The sequence below is a fragment of the Zobellia nedashkovskayae genome (assembly GCF_015330125.1).
Lineage (GTDB): Bacteria > Bacteroidota > Bacteroidia > Flavobacteriales > Flavobacteriaceae > Zobellia > Zobellia nedashkovskayae.
Genome location: NZ_JADDXR010000002.1, coordinates 2,804,383 through 2,827,812 on the forward strand (window position 1 = coordinate 2,804,383; position 23,430 = coordinate 2,827,812).

24 protein-coding genes and 1 other RNA gene are annotated in these 23,430 nt (G+C 37.2%); 19 read left to right on the plus strand and 6 right to left on the minus strand.

The features are described 5' to 3' along the window. Positions 1–4: 4 nt before the first annotated feature. Positions 5–385 carry a LysM peptidoglycan-binding domain-containing protein gene (locus IWB64_RS11720; RefSeq protein WP_194534173.1) on the minus strand — a complete coding sequence of 127 codons (381 nt, stop codon included), beginning with the start codon at positions 383–385 and terminating at the stop codon, positions 5–7. A 266-nt stretch (positions 386–651) separates the two neighbouring features. Between IWB64_RS11720 and rpsA the strand changes: the two genes are divergently transcribed. The 9 genes from rpsA to ppk1 all read left to right on the plus strand — a co-directional run bounded on the left by rpsA (position 652) and on the right by ppk1 (position 9,235). Continuing rightward, positions 652–2,481, plus strand: coding sequence for a 30S ribosomal protein S1 (gene rpsA, locus IWB64_RS11725; RefSeq protein WP_194534174.1), 1,830 nt, complete (start codon positions 652–654; stop codon positions 2,479–2,481). Between the two features lie 194 nt (positions 2,482–2,675). Then, positions 2,676–3,215: a bifunctional pyr operon transcriptional regulator/uracil phosphoribosyltransferase PyrR gene (gene pyrR, locus IWB64_RS11730; RefSeq protein ID WP_194534175.1), complete on the plus strand. Its 540-nt coding sequence runs from the start codon at positions 2,676–2,678 to the stop codon at positions 3,213–3,215. A gap of 2 nt (positions 3,216–3,217) precedes the next feature. Then, the gene (locus IWB64_RS11735; RefSeq protein ID WP_194534176.1) at positions 3,218–4,144 is read left to right on the plus strand and encodes an aspartate carbamoyltransferase catalytic subunit; all 927 of its coding nucleotides are present in this window, start codon (positions 3,218–3,220) and stop codon (positions 4,142–4,144) included. A 7-nt stretch (positions 4,145–4,151) separates the two neighbouring features. Then, a complete protein-coding gene (locus IWB64_RS11740) occupies positions 4,152–4,484 on the plus strand; it encodes a ribonuclease Z (RefSeq protein ID WP_194534177.1) in 333 nt (110 codons plus the stop codon). Beyond that, a complete protein-coding gene (locus IWB64_RS11745) occupies positions 4,481–4,954 on the plus strand; it encodes a DUF3291 domain-containing protein (RefSeq protein WP_194534178.1) in 474 nt (157 codons plus the stop codon). The genes IWB64_RS11740 and IWB64_RS11745 overlap by 4 nt, the downstream gene beginning before the upstream one ends. A 5-nt stretch (positions 4,955–4,959) precedes the next feature. Further along, positions 4,960–5,865: a ribonuclease Z gene (locus tag IWB64_RS11750; RefSeq protein ID WP_194534179.1), complete on the plus strand. Its 906-nt coding sequence runs from the start codon at positions 4,960–4,962 to the stop codon at positions 5,863–5,865. A gap of 70 nt (positions 5,866–5,935) precedes the next feature. Beyond that, positions 5,936–6,583: a pyridoxamine 5'-phosphate oxidase gene (gene pdxH / locus IWB64_RS11755; protein WP_194534180.1), complete on the plus strand. Its 648-nt coding sequence runs from the start codon at positions 5,936–5,938 to the stop codon at positions 6,581–6,583. Positions 6,584–6,646: 63 nt separating this feature from the next. Then, entirely contained in the window at positions 6,647–7,132 is a 486-nt protein-coding gene (locus IWB64_RS11760; RefSeq protein ID WP_194534181.1) for a SixA phosphatase family protein, read from the plus strand. Then, positions 7,133–9,235, plus strand: coding sequence for a polyphosphate kinase 1 (gene ppk1, locus IWB64_RS11765; protein ID WP_194534182.1), 2,103 nt, complete (start codon positions 7,133–7,135; stop codon positions 9,233–9,235). It begins immediately after the preceding gene. Between the two features lie 61 nt (positions 9,236–9,296). Here ppk1 and miaE read toward each other — a convergent pair whose 3' ends face one another. Continuing rightward, positions 9,297–9,878 (minus strand): tRNA-(ms[2]io[6]A)-hydroxylase, encoded by a 582-nt coding sequence (miaE, locus tag IWB64_RS11770; RefSeq protein WP_194534183.1) that lies wholly within the window; start codon positions 9,876–9,878, stop codon positions 9,297–9,299. A gap of 177 nt (positions 9,879–10,055) precedes the next feature. Here miaE and IWB64_RS11775 point away from each other — a divergent pair, with 177 nt between their 5' ends. Genes IWB64_RS11775 through IWB64_RS11805 form a run of 7 tightly spaced genes read left to right on the plus strand, consistent with a single transcriptional unit; the run spans position 10,056 to position 16,856 of the window. Then, the gene (locus tag IWB64_RS11775) at positions 10,056–10,913 is read left to right on the plus strand and encodes an EboA domain-containing protein (RefSeq protein ID WP_194534184.1); all 858 of its coding nucleotides are present in this window, start codon (positions 10,056–10,058) and stop codon (positions 10,911–10,913) included. Between the two features lies 1 nt (position 10,914). Then, positions 10,915–11,823: a TatD family hydrolase gene (locus tag IWB64_RS11780; protein ID WP_194534185.1), complete on the plus strand. Its 909-nt coding sequence runs from the start codon at positions 10,915–10,917 to the stop codon at positions 11,821–11,823. Next, positions 11,823–12,725: a UbiA-like protein EboC gene (gene eboC, locus IWB64_RS11785; protein ID WP_194534186.1), complete on the plus strand. Its 903-nt coding sequence runs from the start codon at positions 11,823–11,825 to the stop codon at positions 12,723–12,725. Before IWB64_RS11780 ends, eboC begins: the two co-directional genes overlap by 1 nt. A gap of 33 nt (positions 12,726–12,758) precedes the next feature. Further along, positions 12,759–13,919, plus strand: a complete 1,161-nt coding sequence (locus IWB64_RS11790) for a 3-dehydroquinate synthase (RefSeq protein WP_194534187.1) — start codon at positions 12,759–12,761, stop codon at positions 13,917–13,919. A gap of 1 nt (position 13,920) precedes the next feature. Continuing rightward, positions 13,921–15,114 (plus strand): metabolite traffic protein EboE, encoded by a 1,194-nt coding sequence (gene eboE / locus IWB64_RS11795; RefSeq protein ID WP_194534188.1) that lies wholly within the window; start codon positions 13,921–13,923, stop codon positions 15,112–15,114. A gap of 3 nt (positions 15,115–15,117) precedes the next feature. Beyond that, positions 15,118–16,497 (plus strand): alkaline phosphatase family protein, encoded by a 1,380-nt coding sequence (locus IWB64_RS11800; RefSeq protein ID WP_194534189.1) that lies wholly within the window; start codon positions 15,118–15,120, stop codon positions 16,495–16,497. Next, entirely contained in the window at positions 16,494–16,856 is a 363-nt protein-coding gene (locus IWB64_RS11805) for a transmembrane 220 family protein (RefSeq protein ID WP_194534190.1), read from the plus strand. Before IWB64_RS11800 ends, IWB64_RS11805 begins: the two co-directional genes overlap by 4 nt. Here the strand turns inward: IWB64_RS11805 and IWB64_RS11810 are convergent. Beyond that, positions 16,845–18,674, minus strand: coding sequence for a DNA polymerase III subunit gamma/tau (locus IWB64_RS11810; protein ID WP_194534191.1), 1,830 nt, complete (start codon positions 18,672–18,674; stop codon positions 16,845–16,847). The two genes, IWB64_RS11805 and IWB64_RS11810, sit on opposite strands and share 12 nt — an antisense overlap. A 125-nt stretch (positions 18,675–18,799) precedes the next feature. Here IWB64_RS11810 and rnpB point away from each other — a divergent pair. After that, positions 18,800–19,110, plus strand: an RNA gene (gene rnpB, locus IWB64_RS11815) — RNase P RNA component class A. A 16-nt stretch (positions 19,111–19,126) separates the two neighbouring features. Here rnpB and IWB64_RS11820 read toward each other — a convergent pair. Genes IWB64_RS11820 through IWB64_RS11830 form a run of 3 tightly spaced genes read right to left on the minus strand, consistent with a single transcriptional unit; the run spans position 19,127 to position 21,136 of the window. After that, positions 19,127–19,675: an RsmD family RNA methyltransferase gene (locus IWB64_RS11820; RefSeq protein ID WP_194534192.1), complete on the minus strand. Its 549-nt coding sequence runs from the start codon at positions 19,673–19,675 to the stop codon at positions 19,127–19,129. Continuing rightward, positions 19,675–20,508, minus strand: a complete 834-nt coding sequence (locus IWB64_RS11825) for a DUF3822 family protein (RefSeq protein WP_194534193.1) — start codon at positions 20,506–20,508, stop codon at positions 19,675–19,677. Before IWB64_RS11825 ends, IWB64_RS11820 begins: the two co-directional genes overlap by 1 nt. Beyond that, entirely contained in the window at positions 20,483–21,136 is a 654-nt protein-coding gene (locus IWB64_RS11830) for a hypothetical protein (RefSeq protein ID WP_194534194.1), read from the minus strand. The genes IWB64_RS11825 and IWB64_RS11830 overlap by 26 nt, the downstream gene beginning before the upstream one ends. A gap of 101 nt (positions 21,137–21,237) precedes the next feature. On the opposite strand from IWB64_RS11830, the gene IWB64_RS11835 reads away from it, so the two are divergent. Next, the gene (locus IWB64_RS11835) at positions 21,238–22,677 is read left to right on the plus strand and encodes an ATP-dependent DNA helicase (RefSeq protein ID WP_194534195.1); all 1,440 of its coding nucleotides are present in this window, start codon (positions 21,238–21,240) and stop codon (positions 22,675–22,677) included. Between the two features lie 107 nt (positions 22,678–22,784). Then, on the plus strand, positions 22,785–23,354 hold the full coding sequence (locus tag IWB64_RS11840; protein WP_194534196.1) for a DUF4126 domain-containing protein: 570 nt from the start codon (positions 22,785–22,787) through the stop codon (positions 23,352–23,354). Positions 23,355–23,430 lie beyond the last annotated feature (76 nt).

Genomic DNA, 23,430 nt, shown 5'->3' on the forward strand with positions numbered 1-23,430 from the left:
TTCCTTATAAATTTGGAATAACTAAAACCTGATCAGGCTGAATTACATCTGGGTTGCTCAATACGCCAGTGTTGGCAGAAAAAATCTGCTTGTATTTCATTGGGTCTCCGTAATATTGTTTTGCAATCTTACTCAAAGATTCACCGCTTTTAACAGTGTGTCTGGCATAGATAGAAGAATCCGTAACAGAAATATTAGCTTTTACGTCAGAAGGACTTTCGCCACCTAACTGCTTAATTTTATCCCAAAGCAAGTTTTTTTCATATGGGGTTCCAGCTTCGCCTTTAATTTTCAGCACACCGTTTTCTTCAGAAACGTCTCCGTTTTTTATACCCAATTGTTCACCAAGATTTAAAACTTCTTGATATTTTGCTTTTACGCTCATACTTAATACTTTTTAATGGTTAATATTATTGTCCCTAAGATAACGATAAAACCACGGTTTTACGTATAAAAAGGTTAAAAAAAGGTCGTAAAAAGAATGGTATCATAAGAAGGATTGGTAAACTAATAAAAAAGATGTATTTTTGCACTCCTTTTTTACAAAGAATTCAAGAGCGAAAAGGAAAGATAAAAAAATTACATATAACAACTTCTGCGATTATTGTTTAACTCTTGTGACGTCGTAGAATACAAATTTATAATCAGCAAATGGCTGAAGAAAAAACAACTGCCCAGGTAGAGGATACTACTGCGGCAAAACAAGAAGTAAAAGAACAAGCCCCTAAACAAGATCCAAAAGAATTTTTGGAAAACTTTAATTGGGAGAAGTACGAAGAAGGTATTGAAAAAGTAGATGACTCTAAACTAGAGGAATTCGAAAAGTTGGTAGCTGAAAACTTCGTAGATACTGCCGATGAAGAGGTAGTTCAAGGTAGAGTTGTCTATTTGACCGACCGTGAGGCGATTATAGATATCAATGCTAAATCTGAAGGTGTTATTTCTTTGAATGAATTCCGTTACAACCCAAACTTAAAAGTGGGTGATAAGGTTGAAGTTCTTATTGATATCCGTGAAGATAAAAGTGGTCAATTAGTACTTTCTCACAGAAAGGCTAGAACCATTATGGCATGGGATCGTGTAAATGCGGCCCACGATAATGAAGAAATTGTTAGTGGTTTCGTTAAATGTAGAACTAAAGGTGGTATGATTGTAGATGTTTTTGGCATCGAAGCTTTCTTACCAGGTTCTCAAATTGATGTGAAGCCTATTCGTGATTACGATCAGTATGTTGGTAAGACAATGGAATTCAAAGTGGTTAAAATTAACCATGAATTCAAAAACGTTGTAGTATCTCACAAAGCGTTGATCGAAGCAGATATCGAAGAACAGAAAAAAGAAATCATCAGCCAATTAGAAAAAGGACAGGTGTTAGAAGGTGTTGTAAAAAACATTACTTCTTACGGTGTGTTTGTTGATCTTGGTGGTGTTGATGGTTTGGTACACATTACGGATCTTTCCTGGAGCCGTATCAACCACCCGAACGAGGTTGTAGAATTGGATCAGAAAATCAACGTTGTTATACTTGATTTTGATGAGAACAAATCTAGAATCCAGTTGGGTATGAAGCAATTGGAGAAACATCCTTGGGATGCCTTGAGCGAAGAAATCAAAATTGGAGACAAAGTAAAAGGTAAAGTAGTTGTAATCGCAGATTACGGTGCATTTATTGAAGTTGTTGAAGGTGTTGAAGGTTTGATCCACGTTTCTGAAATGTCTTGGTCTACGCACTTGCGTTCAGCTCAGGATTTCGTGAAAGTTGGTGATGAAGTAGAAGCTGTTGTGTTGACATTGGATCGTGAAGATCGTAAAATGTCTCTTGGTATCAAGCAATTGACTCCAGACCCATGGACAGATATTACTACTAAATATCCTGTAGGTTCTAAACATTCAGGTATTGTAAGAAACTTTACCAACTTTGGTGTCTTTGTTGAGATGGAAGAAGGTATTGATGGTTTGATCTATATTTCTGACCTTTCTTGGACTAAGAAAATCAAGCACCCATCTGAGTTTGTTTCTGTAGGAGACAAAATGGAAGTTGAAGTGTTAGAGTTGGATGTTGCTGGTCGTAAGCTTAGCTTAGGTCACAAACAGACTACTGAGAACCCTTGGGATAAATACGAGGCTGAATTTGCCGTAGATACTATTCATAAAGCTGCTATTACCGATATCGTTGATAAAGGTGCTACAATAGACTTTAATGAAGATATCACTGCTTTCGTTCCGCAACGTCATTTAGAGAAGGAAGATGGTAAGAAATTAGGCAAAGGAGACGAAGCTGAATTTAAGATCATTGAATTCAATAAAGATTTCAAACGTGTTGTTGCAAGTCACACTGCTATTTTCCGTGAGGAAGAGCAACGTAACGTTAAAGCACAGCAAAAGAAATCTGCTGCATCTGCAGACGAAGCTAAGCCAACATTAGGTGATGCTAACGAAGCTCTTCAAGCATTGAAGGATAAGATGGAAGGTAAGAGTTAAATCTTACATCAATTTATATAAAATCCCCATAACCTTTTGGTTATGGGGATTTTTTTTGGTTTTAAGCCTATTGGAAGACAATGGGTTTCTTTCAAAATTTTTAATAGTTCATAAGAAAAGAACATACATTTTAAATGTCACTTTTTTTGTAAGCAGAATTCCCTATTTTTGTGAAGCTAAAGCAATAAAGCAGTATGGGTCAAAAAGTACTTCTTTCTGAAAAAGAAATAAACATCATACTCCATCGTTTGGCATGTCAACTCCTTGAAAATCATTTAGACTTTAAAGATACCGTCCTCATAGGCCTTCAGCCTAGGGGTATTTTTGTGGCAGAAAGATTGAAGAGAATATTGCAAGAAGAGTATGGCGTAAAGGAAATTAAACTCGGTTTTCTGGATATCACTTTTTATAGAGATGACTTTAGAAGAGGAGATAAGACGCTAGAAGCAACCAAAACCAAGATAGATTTTCTAATTGAGGATAAAAAAGTGGTGCTTATAGACGATGTGCTCTATACGGGCCGTAGTATCCGATCGGCCTTAACGGCAATACAATCATTTGGGAGGCCATCTGAGATAGAGTTGTTGGCACTAATTGATAGACGTTTTAGTAGACATTTGCCTATTCAACCTAATTACCGTGGGCGGCAAGTAGATGCTATAAACGGGGAAAAGGTTAAGGTTCTTTGGAAAGAGAATGACGGTGAAGACGCGATATATTTGATAAATAAATAGAAATGGCTGAACTGAGTGTAAAACACTTATTAGGAATCAAATACTTAAATGAGAATGATATTCAACTCATTTTCGAGACCGCAGACCATTTTAAGGAAGTTATCAACCGTTCTATTAAAAAGGTTCCTTCTTTAAGAGATATTACTATTGCCAATATCTTTTTTGAGAACAGTACCCGAACAAAATTATCTTTTGAACTTGCTGAAAAACGACTTTCTGCGGATGTCATTAATTTTTCAGCGGCACAATCATCTGTAAAAAAAGGGGAGACATTAATAGATACGGTCAATAACATCCTTTCTATGAAGGTAGATATGGTGGTTATGCGCCATCCTAATCCTGGTGCTGGAATATTTCTTTCAAAACATGTAAAGGCATCCATAGTAAATGCAGGAGATGGCGCGCATGAGCATCCTACACAGGCACTTTTGGATTCATATTCTATTCGTGAAAAGTTAGGAGACGTAGCAGGTAAAAATGTGGTGATCGTTGGTGATATTTTGCATTCCCGCGTAGCGTTATCTAATATTTTCGCTTTAAAATTACAAGGGGCAAATGTAAAAGTTTGCGGACCTAAAACCTTACTTCCGAAGCATATAGAATCTTTAGGAGTAACGGTAGAGGCTGATTTAAGAAAGGCTTTAAATTGGTGTGATGTGGCTAACATGTTGCGTATTCAGAATGAAAGACTAGATATTAGTTATTTTCCCACAACAAGGGAGTACACACAGCAATTTGGTGTTAACAAAAAATTACTTAATAGTTTAGATAAAGAGATTGTAATTATGCACCCTGGACCAATAAACAGAGGTGTTGAAATTACAAGTGATGTGGCTGATTCAAGACAGTCCATCATATTAAATCAAGTAGAAAATGGAGTTGCCATTCGTATGGCAGTGATTTATTTATTAGCTTCAAAAATAAAATAATAAAAGTATGATTTTTGAATCAGACGGTACCACGACCATCGTTTCTCAAGAAAAGACCACACTTTCTATTTTCTTGAAAAACTTAAATGACGCTTATCCAAAAATAAAAAATGACAATATTATCATAAACCTTTTTTCCTTTTCAAAACTAAAGGCAGATGATGTTCTTGAGTTTTTGCAGATTTCCGATTTGCATAAAAAAGCCAAGAAATCCTTTGTTTTGGTAACCGACAAAGTTTCTTATGATGAGGTGCCAGACGCTATAATAGTGGTGCCAACTATTCAAGAAGCACGCGATGTTATAGAAATGGAAGAAATAGAACGAGATTTAGATTTATGAGTAACTACCACCTAGCTCAAGTAAACATTGCTAAAATGTTAGCCCCTATAGACAGTCCTGTAATGGCTGATTTTGTTAACGACCTAGACCGTATAAATGCCATTGCGGATAAAAGTACAGGGTTTGTTTGGAGATTAAAAGGTGAAGAAAACGATGCTACTGCACTGCGTGTTTTTGAGGATAATTTTCTGATCATTAATATGTCTGTTTGGGAATCTAAAGAAGCCTTATTCAATTTTACATATGCTTCGCAGCATGCCGGAGTCATGAAAAGAAAAAAGGAATGGTTTCATAACATGTCTGACATGCACATGTGTTTATGGTATACTAAGGAAGGTCATGAGCCCACTCCGGAAGAAGCAAAAGAGCGTCTTCAATATCTTAACGACCACGGAGAATCTCCATATGCTTTTAGTTTTAAAGGGCAATTTACAGCTGAAGACGCGCTAATATATTCGCCTAAGAACTAGAAAAAATGAAACTTCAGATTCTAGGTTGCTACGCAGCAACACCACGAACAATGACCAACCCTACTTCTCAGGTGTTGGAGGTCAGAAATCATATGTTTTTGATTGATTGTGGAGAAGGCACGCAAGTACAGTTACGGAAACATAAGATGAAGTTTTCTCGTATCAACCATATTTTTATTTCTCATTTGCATGGCGACCATTTTTTTGGTTTGCCCGGTCTTGTTTCAACTTTTCGTTTGTTAGGAAGAGATAAGGAATTACATATTTACGGTCCAAAAGGAATTAAAGAGGCTATTACGCTTTTGTTGAAGCTCGGAGATTCATGGACCAATTATCAATTATATTTTCATGAGCTTACCAGTAAGGAGCCGGAGGTTATTTTTGAGAATGATAAAGTTACGGTAGAGACCATTCGTTTAAGTCATAGAGTGTATACCAACGGTTTTCTTTTTAAAGAGAAATTAGGTGAGCGCAAACTTAATGCAGAAGCTGTTGAGAAATATAAGATTGATAAAGCATATTTTCAAAATATTAAAAATGGAAGAGATGTAGCGCTGGATGACGGTACTATAATTTCAAATTCAGAATTGAGTTTTGATCCGCCAGCTCCAAAAAGTTATGCGTATTGTAGTGATACGGGGTATAAGCCAGATATAGTATATCAAATTAAAAACGCAACAGCATTGTATCATGAATCTACATTTTTAGAATCTGAGGCACATTTAGCGGTAAAAACAAAACATTCCACAGCAAAGCAAGCAGCGGCTATTGCTAAAGCCGCCAATGTGGGGATACTCATTTTAGGGCATTATTCTACGCGTTACAAATCCATTGAGCTTTTTAAAGAAGAAGCCTTGGAAATCTTCCCAAATGTTGAGCTTGCCGATGATGGTAAGTTTTTTGAGTTTTAGTTTCCTTCCTACTTCTTCGTTACCAATCTTTTGCTGAACTTTGGGTAAAAGGATTTTAGCAAAGAAGATTATGCAAAAAGATTTAGGAGATTACCGAAAATCATATGAAAAAAGCGCCCTTTTGGAGGGTTCTATTTCTGACAATCCAATGGAATTATTTCAGAAATGGTTCTATGAAACCGAAGCAGCGGACGGAGTAGATGAGCCTAATGCAATGACCATTTCTACTATTGGTTTGGATGGCTATCCCAAAAGCAGGGTAGTGCTATTGAAAAAGTTTACCTACGAAGGATTTATCTTTTATACAAACTATAACAGCGAGAAGGGTAAAGCCATTGCTGCTAATCCTAATGTGTGTATTTCTTTCTTTTGGCCTAATATGGAAAGGCAGATTATTATAAAGGGTAAAGCCGAAAAAGTAGCAGAAAATTTATCTGATGGTTATTTTGAGTCACGCCCAGAGGGTAGTAAGTTGGGTGCCTTGGTTTCTCCGCAAAGTTCTGTTATTTCTTCTAGGGAGGTTTTAGAGAATAGTTTGAAGAAATTAGAGGACGAATACGAGAATAAAGAGGTTTTACGGCCAGATAATTGGGGCGGATACATTATTAAACCTCAATCTATGGAGTTCTGGCAGGGAAGACCAAATCGCTTGCATGATCGTATTAGATACGCTTTGATAGATAATTTAGATTGGAAAATGGAACGTTTGGCACCTTGATCGGTTCACTTAGGTCGGATGAAGCGCTATCAAAACATTTTTAAAACTTAAAATTTTGGTTAAATGAAAACATTGATAATGGTCAGGCATGGCAAATCTTCCTGGGATTATTCGGTGAGTGATAAAGATCGGCCGCTTCAGGAAAGAGGGGTGAACGATGCTCTTTTAGTATCCTCGGAATTTAAATCTCAAACCCAAAAAGTAGATGCTATTTTCTCAAGTCCTGCTAATAGGGCGTTACATACCTGTATGATTTTTGTTAGGCAGCTAAACCTACCGTTGTCTTCCGTACAAATAAAAAACGAGTTGTATGATTTTTCGGGAGAATCCGTTTTCGAATTTATATCAAATCTTGATGAATCCTTAGATTCAGTACTGATTTTTGGGCATAATCATGCTTTTACACATGTTGCCAATTCTTTGGGAAATTCCTATATTGACAACGTAACCACCAGTGGGCTGGTACATCTGAATTTCAATGTTGATAATTGGAATTTAGTTGAAAAAGGAACAACCAAACAGACAATTTTCCCGAAAGACCTTAGATAAATGATAAAGACTAAAACTAGATATATAAACAGAGAGATAAGTTGGTTACGTTTTAACGAAAGGGTGCTTCAAGAGTGCGAGGATGAAAACGTTCCGTTAATTGAACGTCTCCGTTTTTTGGGTATTTTTTCTAATAACCTAGATGAGTTCTTTAAGGTCCGGTACGCCACTGTAAAACGTATTTTTGAAGCGGGAAAATCTGGTAAAAGTGTTTTGGGTGGTGAAAAGGCCAAAGATTTACTAGTGGAAATTACCAAGTTCGTTATAGAGCAACAGCGTAAAAGTGTTGAGATACTCAAGAACATTGAAAACGAACTGGAAGAACAAGATATCTACTTGTTGAATGAAAATGAACTTTCTGAAAAGCAAGGAGAGTTCGCCAGAAGCTACTTTAATGAAAAAGTGAGTCCCCAGCTCATGACCATTATCTTAAATGATTTGGCAGAATTTCCTATGTTGAAGGATACAGCTGCTTATTTGGCTGTAAAAATGGTGTTGAAGAGTGATGATCACACTAAACTTACCTATGAGAAAAGAGAGAAAAGATACGCTTTAATTGAGATTCCAAAAGGTATAGATCGTTTTGTGGTACTTCCTAAAGAAGGTAATAAAAATTACATCATTATTTTAGATGATGTAATTAGGTATTGTATGGATAGCGTTTTTCCAATGTTTGATTACAAGTCCATTTCTTCTCATATGATCAAGATTACGCGAGATGCAGAACTTGATATAGATAATGATTTAAGTAAGAGTTTTATTGAGAAAATTTACTCTAGTGTAGAGCACAGAAAAATTAGTGATCCAGTACGTTTTGTCTATGACAAGAATATAGAAGCGGATACGTTAGATTTTCTAAAGGATAAAATGGGAATTGAAGATGCGGATAGTGTTATTCCTGGAGGAAGGTATCATAACAAGAGGGATTACATGAGCTTTCCTAGTTTGGGGAGACAAGATCTAATGTATGATAAGATAGTTCCGCTACCGGTAAAAGGGCTAAGTCTAGAAGGCAGTCTTTTAGAGAAAATAGCGGAGAAAGATTATTTGCAATACACACCATACCAAACGTTTGCCTATGTATTGAAATTCTTACGAGAGGCAGCTCTTGATCCAAAAGTAAAAGCGATTAAAATTACAGTTTATCGTCTTGCTAATGATTCTCAAGTAGCGGCATGTCTTTCAAACGCCGTAAAAAATGGGAAACAGGTAACCTTGCAGATAGAATTACGTGCACGTTTTGATGAGCAGGCTAACATTAGATATGCAGAAGAACTTCAGGCAGAAGGAGTGAAACTTATTTTTGGTGTGCCTGGTCTAAAAGTGCATAGTAAAATATGTATGATTGAGCGGGAAGAGAACGGAATTATAAAACGTTATGGTTTTATAAGTACGGGTAACTTTAACGAATCAACAGCAAAAATTTATACAGATTACACATTGTTCACGGCAAACGAGCCTATTTTAAAAGAATTGAACAAGGTTTTCGATTTCTTTGAAACTACATACAAAATCAACAAGTACAGGCATTTAATAGTGTCTCCGCATTACACTAAATCTTTCTTTCTTAAACTGATTGATAAAGAAATTTTGAATGCTAAGGCGGGTAAGGAGGCTTTCATCAAAATAAAGATGAATAGCTTTACTTCGTACAAGATGATAGATAAATTGTATGAGGCCAGTAACGCCGGTGTTAGGATACAATTGATTGTACGCGGTATTTGTTGTTTGATTCCTGGTATAGAAGGGATGAGCGAAAATATTGAAGCAATCAGTATTGTCGATAAATTTCTAGAACATCCACGCATATTTATTTTCTGTAATGACGGAGATACACGCGTATTTATCTCGTCGGCAGATTTCATGACTCGTAACCTAGAGAATAGGGTAGAGGTAGGTTGTCCTATTTACGATGAAGATGTAAAAAAGGAATTGTTGGATACCTATGAAATCTCTTGGAACGATAATGTTAAAGCCAGGGTTTTCAATGAAGAGCAGGATAATGCATATCGTGTAAACGATAAGCCCAAGTTAAGGTCTCAGTTTGCTACGTATGATTATTATAAAAATAAATTAGACGCCGATACTCCTATCGTAGAGTAAAAATAATTGAAGGTTTCAAGTTTTAGGCATGGATAGTTATCCTGCCTAAAACTTGAAATTCTTATCCGTGAATACTTTCTTTATTTCCTAGATTTTTCATTATTCCAGACTCATAATCCAGTAACTCCTGCCATTTTTTATCTACTTCTGTACGATTTCCGTATTGTCTAGCAAATTGCAAGAACATGGTGTAATGACCCGCTTCACTTACCATAAGCTTGTGGTAGAACTCTGCAAGTTCTTTGTCTTCTAATTCTTCTGAAAGTAATCTAAAGCGCTCACAACTGCGCGCTTCAATTAATGCGGCATACAAAAGACGATGAACCAATTGGGTCGTGCGGCTTCCGCCTTTTGGGAAGAATTTAATCAACTGAAGTACGTATTCGTCCTTTCTGTCACGCCCTAAAGTTTGTCCTCTGTCCGTAATTCGGTCATGTACCATTTTAAAATGGGCCATTTCTTCTCTAGAAAGTGCGATCATCTCCTCTACGAGCTCTGTATATTCCGGAAAACTTATAATTAATGATATGGCTGTGCTTGCTGCTTTTTGCTCACAGTACGCATGGTCCGTTAAAATTTCATCTATGTTTTTCTCAACAATATTCACCCATCTTGGATCAGTTGGTAACTTCAGGCCTAGCATAATTATGTTTTTCGTAAAATTAGCAAGAATAGTTGTAAACTATAACTAGAATTTAGCATCTAATATATCTTGTTTCTCCAAAGAATAATTAGTTTTGTGAATAGTTGTTTTTTATCATGACGAAAGGCACTAAAAATAGGGTTGTTACCACTTGTCAAGAAACCCGAATAACAGATTATGGAATTAACCAAATTAGACCAAGAGCTTCAGTCTTTATTGAATAGGAATTTAGACGCTGCCACAGATTCATGGTTACAATCAAAATTAGAGCAAATCGTTGGCTCAAGTTCTACAAAGGACCTTTATATGACTTATAGCCTCTTGGCTAGTAAAATTGATTCAGACGCAGTTTTGAATCTGAGTTCAGATACGGATGAAGTAACCCAATATTTGCGAACGCAGAATGCCACGACTCTTCAGATAGCTCGGATTTATCTTTTGATAAAGGTATTGAAGGCAGACTCAGATTTCTTTGTACCTAAAGTGGCTAACTTAATTCAGGTTGCAGATACCGGGGAGCTTGAAACTTTTCTAAAGTATCTTGTTCTGTTACCTGATGCCGAAAATTATAAGCAGACTGCAGTAGAAGCATTACGTACGAACATTGCCACAATATTCGAGGCGATAAGCATGCAGAATCCGTATCCGGCAAAATACTTTAATGATCAACAATGGAACCAAATGTTTCTTAAGGCCGCTTTTATGCAGTTAGACCTTTCGACCATTTTAAGTATTGATGAGCGAGCGAATAAGGATTTGACACGTATTATATCTGACTATGCACATGAACGATGGGCAGCGTCACGAGAAATAGAACCATTATTTTGGAGACCTGTAGCCGCATTTTTAGATGAAAATCTGTTGAAAGATATAGAGCGCTTGTTTGCCAGCGAGAATCCTATTGAAAATAAAGTAGCGGCACTATGTTGTTATACTTCTGAAAAGCCTATGGCTAAGGAATTATTGGCAAAGCATCCCGAGTTGAAAGCTCAAGTAGCGAACGAAAATATTACCTGGAAAAATATAAAAGATTAGTATGGAAGATAAAATGATGATAATCGACCCGCATGTACATATGTCATCGCGAACCACAGACGATTATGAAGCTATGGCCGCAGCCGGGGTTGTTGCAATAATAGAACCTTCTTTTTGGTTAGGACAACCAAGAACTCAAGTAGGTTCTTTTCAAGATTATTACAGTAGTTTAGTTGGTTGGGAGCCTTTTAGAGCTAGTCAATTTGGTATTCATCACTATTGTACAATTGGTTTAAACTCTAAGGAGGCAAACAATGAAGCTTTGGCGGAACAGGTTATTGAACTTTTGCCTCTATACGTCCATAAACAGAATGTTGTTGCCATTGGCGAGATAGGTTATGATGACCAAACCCCAGCGGAAGACAAGTATTTCCGTATGCAGCTAGAGATGGCTAAAGAATTGGGTATGGTCGTTCAAGTACACACGCCTCACCGTGATAAAAAAGCAGGTACTTTAAAAAGTATGGAGGTTTGTTTAGAGCATGGTTTGGATCCATCGCAAGTGGTAATTGATCATAATAACGAAGAAACGGTTAAAGACGTTTTGGATAGAGGTTTTATTGCTGCATTTACTATTTACCCAAAAACAAAAATGGGTAACGAACGAATGGTAGAGGTCGTTAAAAAATACGGTAGTGCTAATATTATTGTAGATAGCTCTGCAGATTGGGGTGTTAGTGATCCTTTAGCAGTGCCAAAAACCGCAAACCTTATGCTAAAAAGAGGGATTGCAAGAGAAGACGTTGTTAAAACCTGTTACCAGAATGCGTTAGATATTTTTGGTACAAATGGCAAGATGAAAGAAGAGCACTGGTTGAATCCAAAAGGTATTAACCAAGCCCAACTTTATAATGATAATAGCGTTCTAAGGGGGCAAGAGCCTAGAGTAGATTCTGATCAGATTAAATAATGAATCGCACGTTTCTTGGTTATGCGCGATTGGCAAGACCTGCTAATTTACCCACAGCTGCCGCCGATATTTTGGCAGGTGTGGCTATTGGAGGTGCTTTTATGGGGGGCATTCAAGACGGTTTTATAGAGTCTAGTCTTTTACTAAATATTCTGTACTTAGTATTTTCATCGGTGTTTCTTTATGCCGGCGGGGTTATTCTTAATGATGTCTTTGACTTTGAGCTTGATCAGGTAGAACGTCCTGAGCGACCTATTCCTAGCGGTATAGTTTCGTTCAATTCGGCTGCTCTGTATGGCGGGTTAACCTTAGTTATTGGGGTGTTATTAGCTTTTTTGGTCTCAAGAACTTCTGGTATAGTAGCCGTAGCACTTGCTTTGGCAATTCTTTTATACGATGCAATCGCTAAAAAGTATGATTTTTTTGGTCCGTTAAGTATGGGTTTGTGTAGAGGTATAAATTTGCTGTTGGGCATGTCTATTTTAGGTAATTTCAATTCTTGGTTTATGGCCATTATTCCAATCGTATATATCTTTGCTATTACGCTGATAAGCAGAGGGGAAGTACATGGGAAAAACAAAAATCACATTGTGTTGGCAGGAGTGTTGTACGGCACAGTTATTTTAGCTGTAGCAACTATGGCCTTTTTACATACGGATGCCCTTTTATTTCCGTTATTGTTTTTAGTATTGTTTGCGTTCACGGTTTTTAGACCTTTAATAAAGGCACACTCCGTAAACTCACCAGATAATATTAAAAAAGCTGTTATGGCAGGTGTCATAGCATTAATCTTATTGGATTCATCTATCGCCGTTGCATTTTTCGACTGGTGGTATGGATTAATTATATTGGCATTACTGCCTGTTTCAAAAGGCTTATCTAAAGTGTTTGCCGTTACCTAAGGTCAATTTTTATCGGCCTTCAAAAGATATACGATGTTTAAAACTATAGAGCAAAAATTTGAGGTTTCGTATCAATATGGCCTCCACTTTACCGAAAATTTGTTCGGTACAGAGAATACCTTGTTCAAGGATATTATTAAGGCATATAAAAATGAGCCCGTAAAGCTTCTTTTTGTTGTTGATGATGGGGTAGCTGCTGCTCACCCGGACCTTATTAAAAATATAAAAGCCTACTGTCAACATTACCAAGAGAATCTGGTTCTTATGAAAAGTATGGTGGTGCAAGGTGGTGAAGCTTGCAAGAATGATGAAAGTCAAGTTGAAGATATCCTCAAGGCAGTTAGCGAGTATGCTATTTGTCGCCATTCATTTGTTGTTGTTATCGGTGGAGGCGCTGTAATAGACATGGCAGGATACGCTGCGGCAATAGCACATAGAGGTGTTAAGTTGATTCGTATTCCTACTACGGTACTTTCACAAGATGATTCTGCTGTGGGAGTTAAAAATAGCGTGAATGCCTTTGGCAAGAAGAACTTTATAGGAACTTTTGCCCCTCCATATGCTATTATTAACGATACTGATTTCCTTAAAACGTTGGAACAACGCGATTGGATTTCGGGTATTTCTGAGGCCCTAAAAGTTGCATTGATCAAAGATGTTGTCTTTTTTGAATACGTAGAAAAAAATGCACATTTATTGAGAGATAGAGATATGGAAGCCATGCAGTATACCATTTATAGGTGTGCAGAAATGCATATGCACCATATTGCTCAAGGTGGTGACCCTTTTGAAAGTGGTTCTTCTAGACCATTGGATTTTGGTCATTGGGCAGCACATAAATTGGAATATATGACTAACTACGAGCTTCGTCATGGTGAAGCCGTAGCAAAGGGTATTGTTTTAGATGTAGTCTATGCTCATTTAATTGGTTTGATTAATGAGGCCGATTTAAATCGTGTGGTTCGTGTTTTTCAGAACATCGGTTTCGATTTGAGTTTTCCGTTGGCCACAGAAAAAGAGGTAGATGAATTACTTAATGGAATAGAAGAGTTTAGGGAGCATTTAGGTGGAGAACTTACGATAACTCTTATTTCAGATATAGGTGTAAAACATGATGTTCACGAAATTGACCTACAGATTATGAAAAAGGCATTGGATTTGGTAAACGAAATTTCAAAACTTAAAGTAGAGTAGCTTGCGTATAGATAACAATTTTCAACTTACATATTGCACCAATATCCATCCAGGATTTGATTGGAAGACTACTTTTGACAGTCTTAAAGAGCACGTTCCACAGATAAAGGAAAAGGTATCTCCTAATGAGCCTTTCGGACTTGGTTTACGATTATCTAATAAGGCTAGCGAAGAGCTTGCTCTGAACGGAAATCTGAACGAGTTTAAACAATGGTTAGTTGATAATCAGGTTTATGTGTTTACCATGAACGGTTTTCCGTATGGTAATTTTCATAATGAACGGGTTAAAGATGATGTTCATGCGCCAGATTGGACCACTCCGGAAAGGCTTATTTATACCAAACGTATGTTCGATCAGTTGGCAGCTTTGATTCCAGAGGGTATTGCCGGTGGAATTTCAACATCTCCAATAAGTTATAAATATTGGCATGCTACGGAAGAAGCTACAAAATTAGCTTTCGAAACTGGAGCAAAAAACATGATAGAGATTGCCATTCATCTCTATAATATAGAACAAGAAACGGGGAAGTATCTACATCTTGATATTGAACCGGAACCAGATGGCATGTTAGAGAACAGTGATGAGGTATTGCAGTTTTTTGCAGATTACCTATTCCCTATTGGAATAGCTGTAATTGTTGATAAACTTGGTGTAAATGCTGATATTTCGGATGAAATAATACGCCGTTATCTTACGGTTTGTTACGATATTTGTCATTTTTCATTAGCTTATGAGGAGCCCACAGATACCTTTGAGAAGTTCGCGAAAGCGGGAATTGTTATAGGAAAAATCCAAGTAAGTGCTGCATTAAAGATTCTTTCAAATCCTTCAGGAAATGATAAGATATGGGAAGCTTTGACACTTTTTGATGAACCTACATACCTTCATCAAGTAACAGAAAAGGTAGATGGAAAGGTGAAAACTTACAATGATTTGCCTATTGTACTTGAGAATAAAAGAGAATTTGAAGAGTTACGGGCACATTTTCATGTGCCAATATTTTTAGAACGTTTTGGTGCGTTAGATTCTACGCAAGACCATATTCTAAAAGTGATGAAATATATAAAGGACCATCCTGTTTCTGAGCATTTGGAAATTGAAACCTATACTTGGGATGTGCTTCCGTCTGCTTTGAAAAAAGACCTTTCCGAGTCTATTATTAGAGAGATTGATTGGTTTGTAGAAAAGTTCTAGAAGATGAAGAAAACACTAGTGATTAATGTTGTGGGTTTGACCCAACGTCTTATTGGGGAGCATACCCCGTTTATTGAAGCTTTTTTAAAAAAAGGTAAATCTGCTTATATAAATCCGGTTTTGCCAGCAGTAACATGTTCGGCGCAGTCAACCTACCTAACAGGGAAAACGCCTGATGCACATGGAATTGTGGGTAATGGGTGGTATTTTAAAGATGAATGCGAAGTAAAATTCTGGCGCCAGTCCAATAAATTGGTACAGAGTGAAAAACTTTGGGACGAGCTAAAGAAAGAAGACGAGCATTTTACATGCGCGAATCACTTTTGGTGGTACAATATGTATTCTAGGGTTGATTTCAGTTTAACACCAAGGCCTAATTATTTGGCCGATGGCCGAAAAATTCCAGATGTATATTCGTATCCTCCTGAATTAAGGGATACATTACAAAATGAGTTGGGTACTTTTCCGCTCTTTCAATTTTGGGGCCCAAAGACATCAATAAAATCTAGTAAATGGATTGCAGATGCAGCCATACGTACAGATGAGATGCATAATCCTACCTTGTCTCTGGTTTATCTTCCACATTTAGACTATAATTTGCAACGCCACGGACTCAATTTTGATAAGATTAAAAAAGACCTGAAAGAAATAGATGGGGTGGTAGAGCAGTTGGTGAACCACTTTCAAAAGCGTAATGCACGAATTGTGTTACTCTCTGAATATGGTATTACAGATGTGAACAATCCTATTCACTTGAATAGAATTTTACGTTCTAAGGGGTATATAGCTATTCGTGAAGAACGAGGGTTGGAGCTTTTAGATGCAGGCCAAAGCAAGGCTTTTGCAGTGGCTGATCACCAAATAGCACATGTTTATTTAAATGATCCTTCCCTAAAGTTAGAGGTTAAGGCTTTACTGGAAACAGTTTCCGGAGTTGAGAGGGTGCTTATGGGCGAAGAGCTTGAGAAGGCTAAATTAAATCATGAAAGAAGCGGTGATTTAGTTGTGGTTGCAGATGCTGATTCTTGGTTTACGTATTATTTCTGGTTGGATGACGCTAAAGCACCGGACTATGCTCGCATGGTTGATATTCATAAGAAACCAGGTTATGACCCTGTAGAAATGTTGACGAATCCTAAGGATAAGTTAGTAATGGCGAAGGTTGTTGCTATGTTGCTTAAGAAGAAAATGGGGTTCAGGACGGTAATGAATATAATTCCGTTGGATGCAACCTTAGTAAAAGGTTCGCACGGGAGAATACCGGAAGACAAAGCAGATTTTCCTATCTTGATTACAGATCAAATTAACAGTGTCTTTAATGATGATATTAAAGCGACTGATGTATATAGTATCTTGAAGAAACACGTAACCGAAGAAGAATGAAGTCTTTCTTTAAAATAGTAGGTTCTGTATTTGCAGTTCTTTTTACTTGGGCGGCATATCTACAATATAACGACCCAGATGCTACTATTTGGTTTATTATTTATGGCTTAGCTGCTTTTATATCGGTTCTTTTTGTGGTAAACCGTTTACCGTTTTTGATAACAATTTTTTCCTTTCTATTGGCAGCGGCAGGTGCTTATAGTCAATGGCCTGCACAATTTCAAGGTTTTACTATTGGAGAAGGAGATATAGAGAATATTGAACGCGGTAGAGAAGCTTGTGGTTTGCTAATTATAGCAGTGGTAATGCTGTTGTACGCTCTACGAATTCGTTTTGTAAAAAGGGGATTAAAGATCTAAATCAAAAGTTTTTCTAAGCAAATCTATAGCAGGATTCTTCTCCCTAAGTTTTTCATATTTTTCCTCAGGTGTAAACGCGAATTTTTTAGCTATTTTTTCGTTAACCGTAATCTTAAGTTCAATGAAATAATTGTTGAGATTTTTTCTTAAGTGTTCCATAAGGCCATATTGCTCTCGCTCAATTTCCTTTTTCATTGTTTCGTTAGGCAATTCGATCCAAATGGTTTTGTCTTGAACTAACTTGGGTATATCTACGCTAAGGTTGGATGCTAGTATTTTCTTACCATCTATATCGATTTTATGAACAAAATCGGCCCAATGTTTTTGCATAGCCTCTTCGGTAAAGGCATCTTTAGGAAGTTTACTTTCGTCAATAGTATCATCTTTACGGCTTAGCTCATGCTCTTTCTTTGCTTTTAGACTAGAAATAGAGAGTCCAGAAACCCTTTTTCCACCACCAATGTTAATTTTATTTACCGGAGCGGGTTCGGATTTAGGTGTTTGAGTAGTCTCTTTTGCCTTAGGTTCGGCAACTGCTAAAGAGTTTGATGATTGTTTTGTCTCCTCTGCCTGATAATTTGTGGCTTCCTGTTTTTTAACTTCAACAGGTGCTGGAGTAGCTGATTTTGTATGACCTGGAGAAGTTGTGGTTTCCTCGGAAGTTTTTTTAACAGAGCCATTTCCTCTAAAAAAGGATGCAGGTGCAATAAAATCAATAGTAGAACCGTCTAGGACGTCAGATTCAGAGTTTTTTTTTTCGGCCTCAAATCCAATTGAAGCTAATTTCATTAAAGTAAGTTCTACCAGCAATCGTTGATTTTTACTGGTCTTGTACTTTAAATCGCAGTCATTGGCTATGTTCAAAGCTTGCATAAGAAGCTGCATGGAGGTCTTTTTAGATTGCTCTAAATAGTTCTGTTTAGCTACATCACCTACTTCCAACAAATTAATGGTGTCTTGATGTTGACAAACCATTAGGTCTCTGAAATGGGAAGCTAAGCCACTTATAAAATGATGTCCGTCAAAACCTAATGACAAGGTTTTGTTGAACAAAAGTAGTAACTGTGGAATGTTGTGCTCTAAAATAAAATCTGTTGCTGAGAAATAAGTATCGTAATCTAGAACGTTTAGGTTTTCGGTTACGGCTTTTCTTGTAAGTTCTTTTCCTGAAAAACTAACAACCCTATCAAAAATAGAAAGGGCGTCTCTCATGGCGCCGTCGGCTTTTTGAGCTATGATATGCAAAGCATCATCATCTGCAACTATACCTTGGTTTTCGGCTATGTACTTCAAATATAGGGCAGCATCCTTAACTGTAATTCGTTTGAAATCAAATATTTGACAACGAGAAAGTATCGTTGGGATTATTTTATGTTTTTCAGTGGTGGCCAGGATGAAAATAGCATGCTTTGGGGGTTCTTCAAGTGTTTTTAGAAAAGCATTGAAGGCAGATTGTGAGAGCATGTGCACCTCATCTATAATATATACTTTGTATTTGCCAACTTGGGGAGGTATGCGTACCTGGTCAATAAGACTACGAATATCATCTACAGAGTTATTAGAGGCAGCATCAAGCTCAAAAATATTGAATGCAAAATCTTCATCTTCACTTTCTGTTCCGTCGGAATTTATTTGTTTGGCAAGAATACGCGCGCAGGTAGTCTTACCAACACCCCTGGGGCCACAAAATAAAAGGGCCTGTGCCAAATGATTATGTTCAATGGCGTTGGTTAGGGTATTAGTAATGGCCTGTTGCCCCACAACATCCTTAAATGTCTGAGGTCTATATTTACGTGCCGATACAATAAAAGGTTCCAAAAAAAACTAGGGTTTAGTATTTACGTCAACTCAATTATACAAATATAAATATAGGAATGATAAGAGCCTTTTTTTTCGAAGGGATAAAGTCTTTATTTATCAACAATTGTACTAATTTAGCACGTTAAGCAGGTCTCCTTATCGCTGCCGTGAAAACGGGAGAGGAAAGTCCGGACACCATAGTGCAGCATAGCGGGTAACGCCCGTCGTCCGTTTATCGGAAAGGACAAGTGCAGCAGAAAGTATGTACAGGTAATGCTGTAGTGAAACCAGGTAAACTCTATGCGGTGAAACGTCATGTAAATCGGTGCTTGAGGGCTGTACGCTCGAGCCGAAGGGTAGGCGGTTTGATACTAATAGTAATGTTAGTACTAGATAAATGATAGGGGAGTCCTCAGGGACTTAACAGAATCCGGCTTATGGGCCTGCTTTTTTTATTCTGATTATGGGTTTTAGTCTTCGCTAGGATTTGCGAATAAGCTAAAAATACTACCTCCATATTTTCGCTTTTCAACAAAATTGTCCAGATGAGATAAGTCCATTTGGCTAGCATGTTCTATTACCAGTAGACCGTTCTCTAATAATAATTCTTTTTCAAAAACTAGTTTCGGTATCTTTTCGAAAGATTCTAAAGATAAATCGTATGGTGGATCGGCGAATATAATAGTTGCTTTTTCCCGAGACTTTTCAAGATAATTGAAAACATCGCTCTTATACGCAGCAATACCCATTTCCATGGCATCCGATGTTTCGTTAATGAATCTCACACATCCATAATCTGCATCCACGGCACTTATCTGCTTCGTACCTCTAGAAGCAAACTCGTAACTGATGTTTCCTGTTCCGGCAAACAAATCAAGCACAACTAGGTCATCAAAGTAATACCGATTGTTCAAAATGTTGAACAATGCTTCTTTGGCCATGTCCGTTGTTGGGCGAACGGGTAGTTTTTTAGGTGCAGTTATTCGCTTTCCTTTGTGTAAACCTGAAATGATGCGCATTAAAAAGCGTTTATTACGGTGAAATCAATAGTTTCTTCTGGTCTGTCTATGCCCGGATGTTCAGTAAATGAAGGGTAGAACATGGAGACATCCTTTACGTAATTATAGCAAAGGTCATAAATATCATCATCTTTTTCAATATCACCAAAGAGTTTTATCGAAACCGATTCTGTGTCAAGTTCTAGTTGTTCTAGCGTAAAAAGCAAGTAATAGAGAAAATCTTCTTTGGTTACAAAGTTGAAGCTATTAAAGAGTAAAAGCTTTTTTGAACCTATAACGGTAACATCCATTTGGCGTTGCGAGGTATGTATATAACACATTGCTTCTTTACTTGCGGAATGGTTGTTCAATAACGACTCTACCATTACGGTACCATTATGCTTAAAGGTGAATTCACCAAAAAGATCATAGATGTAATTGTTGATGTTCACAAAAGGAACATAAACGTTGTTGATCTCATAACTTTCCAATTCATCAAAGGCTAAGTGATCATTGGCCAATATTTTAGTATTGAATTTTAGGTAGTTGGCCAGTTCGTCTTCGTTGAATAAAGCTTGTGGTACAAGACTGAACAAGTTATTTCTGTGTACTACTACAATTTCAGAAAATTGATCTTCTTCTATATTATGAGTAGAAAAGAGAAGCTTCAGTCTCTTTAAGATTTCATAGGGCGTAAGCTCTTTTGCAAAAACAACCTTTTCTGAATTTAAGATTGTATTGGCTACTGTGTCAAATACACAAAAAGAAAGTCCATTCAAGCTAACTTGAATGGACAGTTTTTTAAAATTCTCCACTGGTTTTCCAGTATTATTTTTCGTCTCCTTTTTTGTCATATATAGGGGGCCAGTTTCCACTGGTACTTACTTCGTTAAGAGAACCTACTTCTATAAATGCTCCGTTAACTTCTTCAACACCAATCTCTGCTTTTTCTTTCTTAAGAAGTGTTTCAGGTTGATCATACAACACAACTGACTTATCTACTTTAGCTTGGAAAACAGGAGCTTTATAGCTTCCTTTAGTAAGAACGTCAGATTTCATTTCAAATTTCTCTCCGCCTTGTGCAAAAGGAACTTCCATAAGAGTTTTGTATCGGTTGTCTCCTTTAAAAAGAGAATCTTTTACCGAAACAGCGCCTAATGTATCAATGATTTTAACCTCTTTTAAAAGGTCAATTTGATATGTTTTATCAAATTCCATATAAGATGAATCACGTTGTTGAGTGATAGTGTACTCAGCAGTGTCGATAAACTTAATCAAACTGTTAAAATCTTTGGCGTATTTTTTGTTTACGGTTTTATAGGCCTCTTGAGCGTTTCTAATGTCTTTCAACTTAGCGATAACCTGCCCGTAACGTTCTTCCTTTACTTTGTTGAACTCTATAGGTCCCGTAACTGATTGGTATATAGCGTATGCTAAACCTGCACATGCTACCCACAGTACAATTTGAATTATGGTCTTCATTTCTTAAGTGTTAATTATATTTAAGTGGTTGTGACAAATCTACAATTTTTTTTCAATCGCAAAAGTTTTTCTCGTAAAAATCCTGTTTATCTTTGATACCTATGATAACGTTGAACGATGCATCATTTTACAAAATACTAAAAGAGAAATTTCCACACGAGCCTACACTCAAGCAGGCAATAGCATTACAAAAGCTAGCCACGTATATACTTTCTGACAGAAAGGACGATGTGTTCCTACTTAAAGGTTTTGCTGGGACCGGTAAGACCACCTTGGTTGGTACCGTGGTCAATAGCCTTTGGAAGACCACCATGAAAGCTGTTTTAATGGCACCTACAGGAAGAGCGGCAAAAGTGATGTCTAACTATGCGAATACGCAATCTTTTACCATTCACAGGAAAATATACTTCCCTAAAAAGCAAGGAGGAGGTGGTATTCAATTTGTTTTAGCACCTAACAAACATAGAAATACCATTTTTATAGTGGATGAAGCTTCTATGATACCGGATGCACCAACAGATTCAAAGCTATTTGGTAATGGGTCTCTTTTAGATGATTTAATTCAGTTCGTGTATTCCGGTCATAATTGTAAGCTTGTTTTAATAGGCGATACTGCTCAGTTACCACCAGTACACTTAAATATAAGTCCCGCTTTAGACGCGGACAAATTAGCATTGAATTACGATAAGGAAGTTATACGGTTGGAATTGGATGAAGTAGTGCGCCAAGCAGAAGATTCAGGTATTTTGGTAAATGCCACATTACTCAGGGAGCAATTGCAAAGTAATTTTACGGATGAATTTAAATTCCATTTAAGTAATTTCAAAGATATCGTAAGGCTTGTAGATGGTTATGAAATACAGGAAGCTATTGATACGAGCTACTCGGAAAATGGGAAAGAGGAAACGGCTTTTATAGTAAGATCTAATAAAAGAGCCAATCTATATAACGAGAATATCCGGAGCCGAATATTGTTTTTAGAAAATGAGATTGCGGTTGGTGATTATATGATGGTAGTCAAGAACAATTATTTTTGGTTGTCCCCTAATACCGAAGCAGGTTTTATAGCTAACGGAGATGTTATAGAGGTTCTGGAGTTATTTGCTATAAAGGAATTGTATGGTTTTAGATTTGCCGAGGTAAAGGTGCAGATGGTAGATTACCCCAATCAAAAACCTTTTGAGACCGTTTTGTTGTTGGATACAATTAAAGCCGAAACACCGTCTTTACCTTATGAGGAGGGGAATAGGCTCTACCAAGAGGTAATGAAGGACTTTGCCAATGAGTCATCAAAATACAAGAAATTTTTGGGCGTAAAGAGCAATAAATATTTCAATGCCTTGCAAGTAAAATTTTCATATGCCATTACGTGCCATAAATCTCAAGGTGGGCAATGGAATACTGTTTTTGTTGAACAACCCTATTTACCTAATGGAGTAGATAAAGAATATCTCCGTTGGTTGTATACAGCCGTTACAAGGGCAAAAAAGCAGTTGTATCTCATAGGATTCAAGGACGATTTTTTTGTTGGTGAGGAATAGGCTAAATTGCGTCTTTGCAAAGTGTTAATTTATGGGTTTTTACATTCTTTTGGTGAATGAAACACTCCATTTTAACCTTGTGTGGACCACTATAATTTAGTAATACTATGACGTCAGAGAGCATAATCAGTATTTTTTTAGGCATTGGCCTTGCTGCATCTGTGGGGTTTCGTGTTTTCTTGCCGCTATTTGCTTTAAGTTTAGCTTCTTACACGGGGGTTTGGGAACTTAATGAAAGCTGGCAGTGGATAGGAAGTTTTGCAGCTGTGATAGCCCTGGGAGTTGCAACCCTAGTAGAAATTTTCGGCTATTTTATACCTTTCGTAGACAATCTTTTAGATAGCTTTGCAGTGCCTTTGGCTGCTATAGCCGGTACGGCCGTTATGGTTTCTACAGTGGCAGATTTAGATCCTGTGGTTACTTGGTCATTAGCCATTATTGCGGGTGGAGGAACAGCTACTGCAATTAAGGGTGCGGGAGCAACAGGTAGATTGGCTTCTACGGCTACAACAGGAGGTTTGGCTAATCCTATAGTTTCAACAGTAGAAACAGGTACAGCGGTGGTTGTAGCCACGGCATCCATTTTTGCGCCAGTACTTGGTGTAATTTTAGTAATAATTATTTTGGTTTTTATTTTTCGCATTTATAGAAAGTTAAGGCCCAAAAGAGAAAACTAATGATTAAGAGGCTTACGATATTTTTACTTTTTCGTAAACCGCAGATAGAAAAAAATATAGTAGCAAACGATAATAA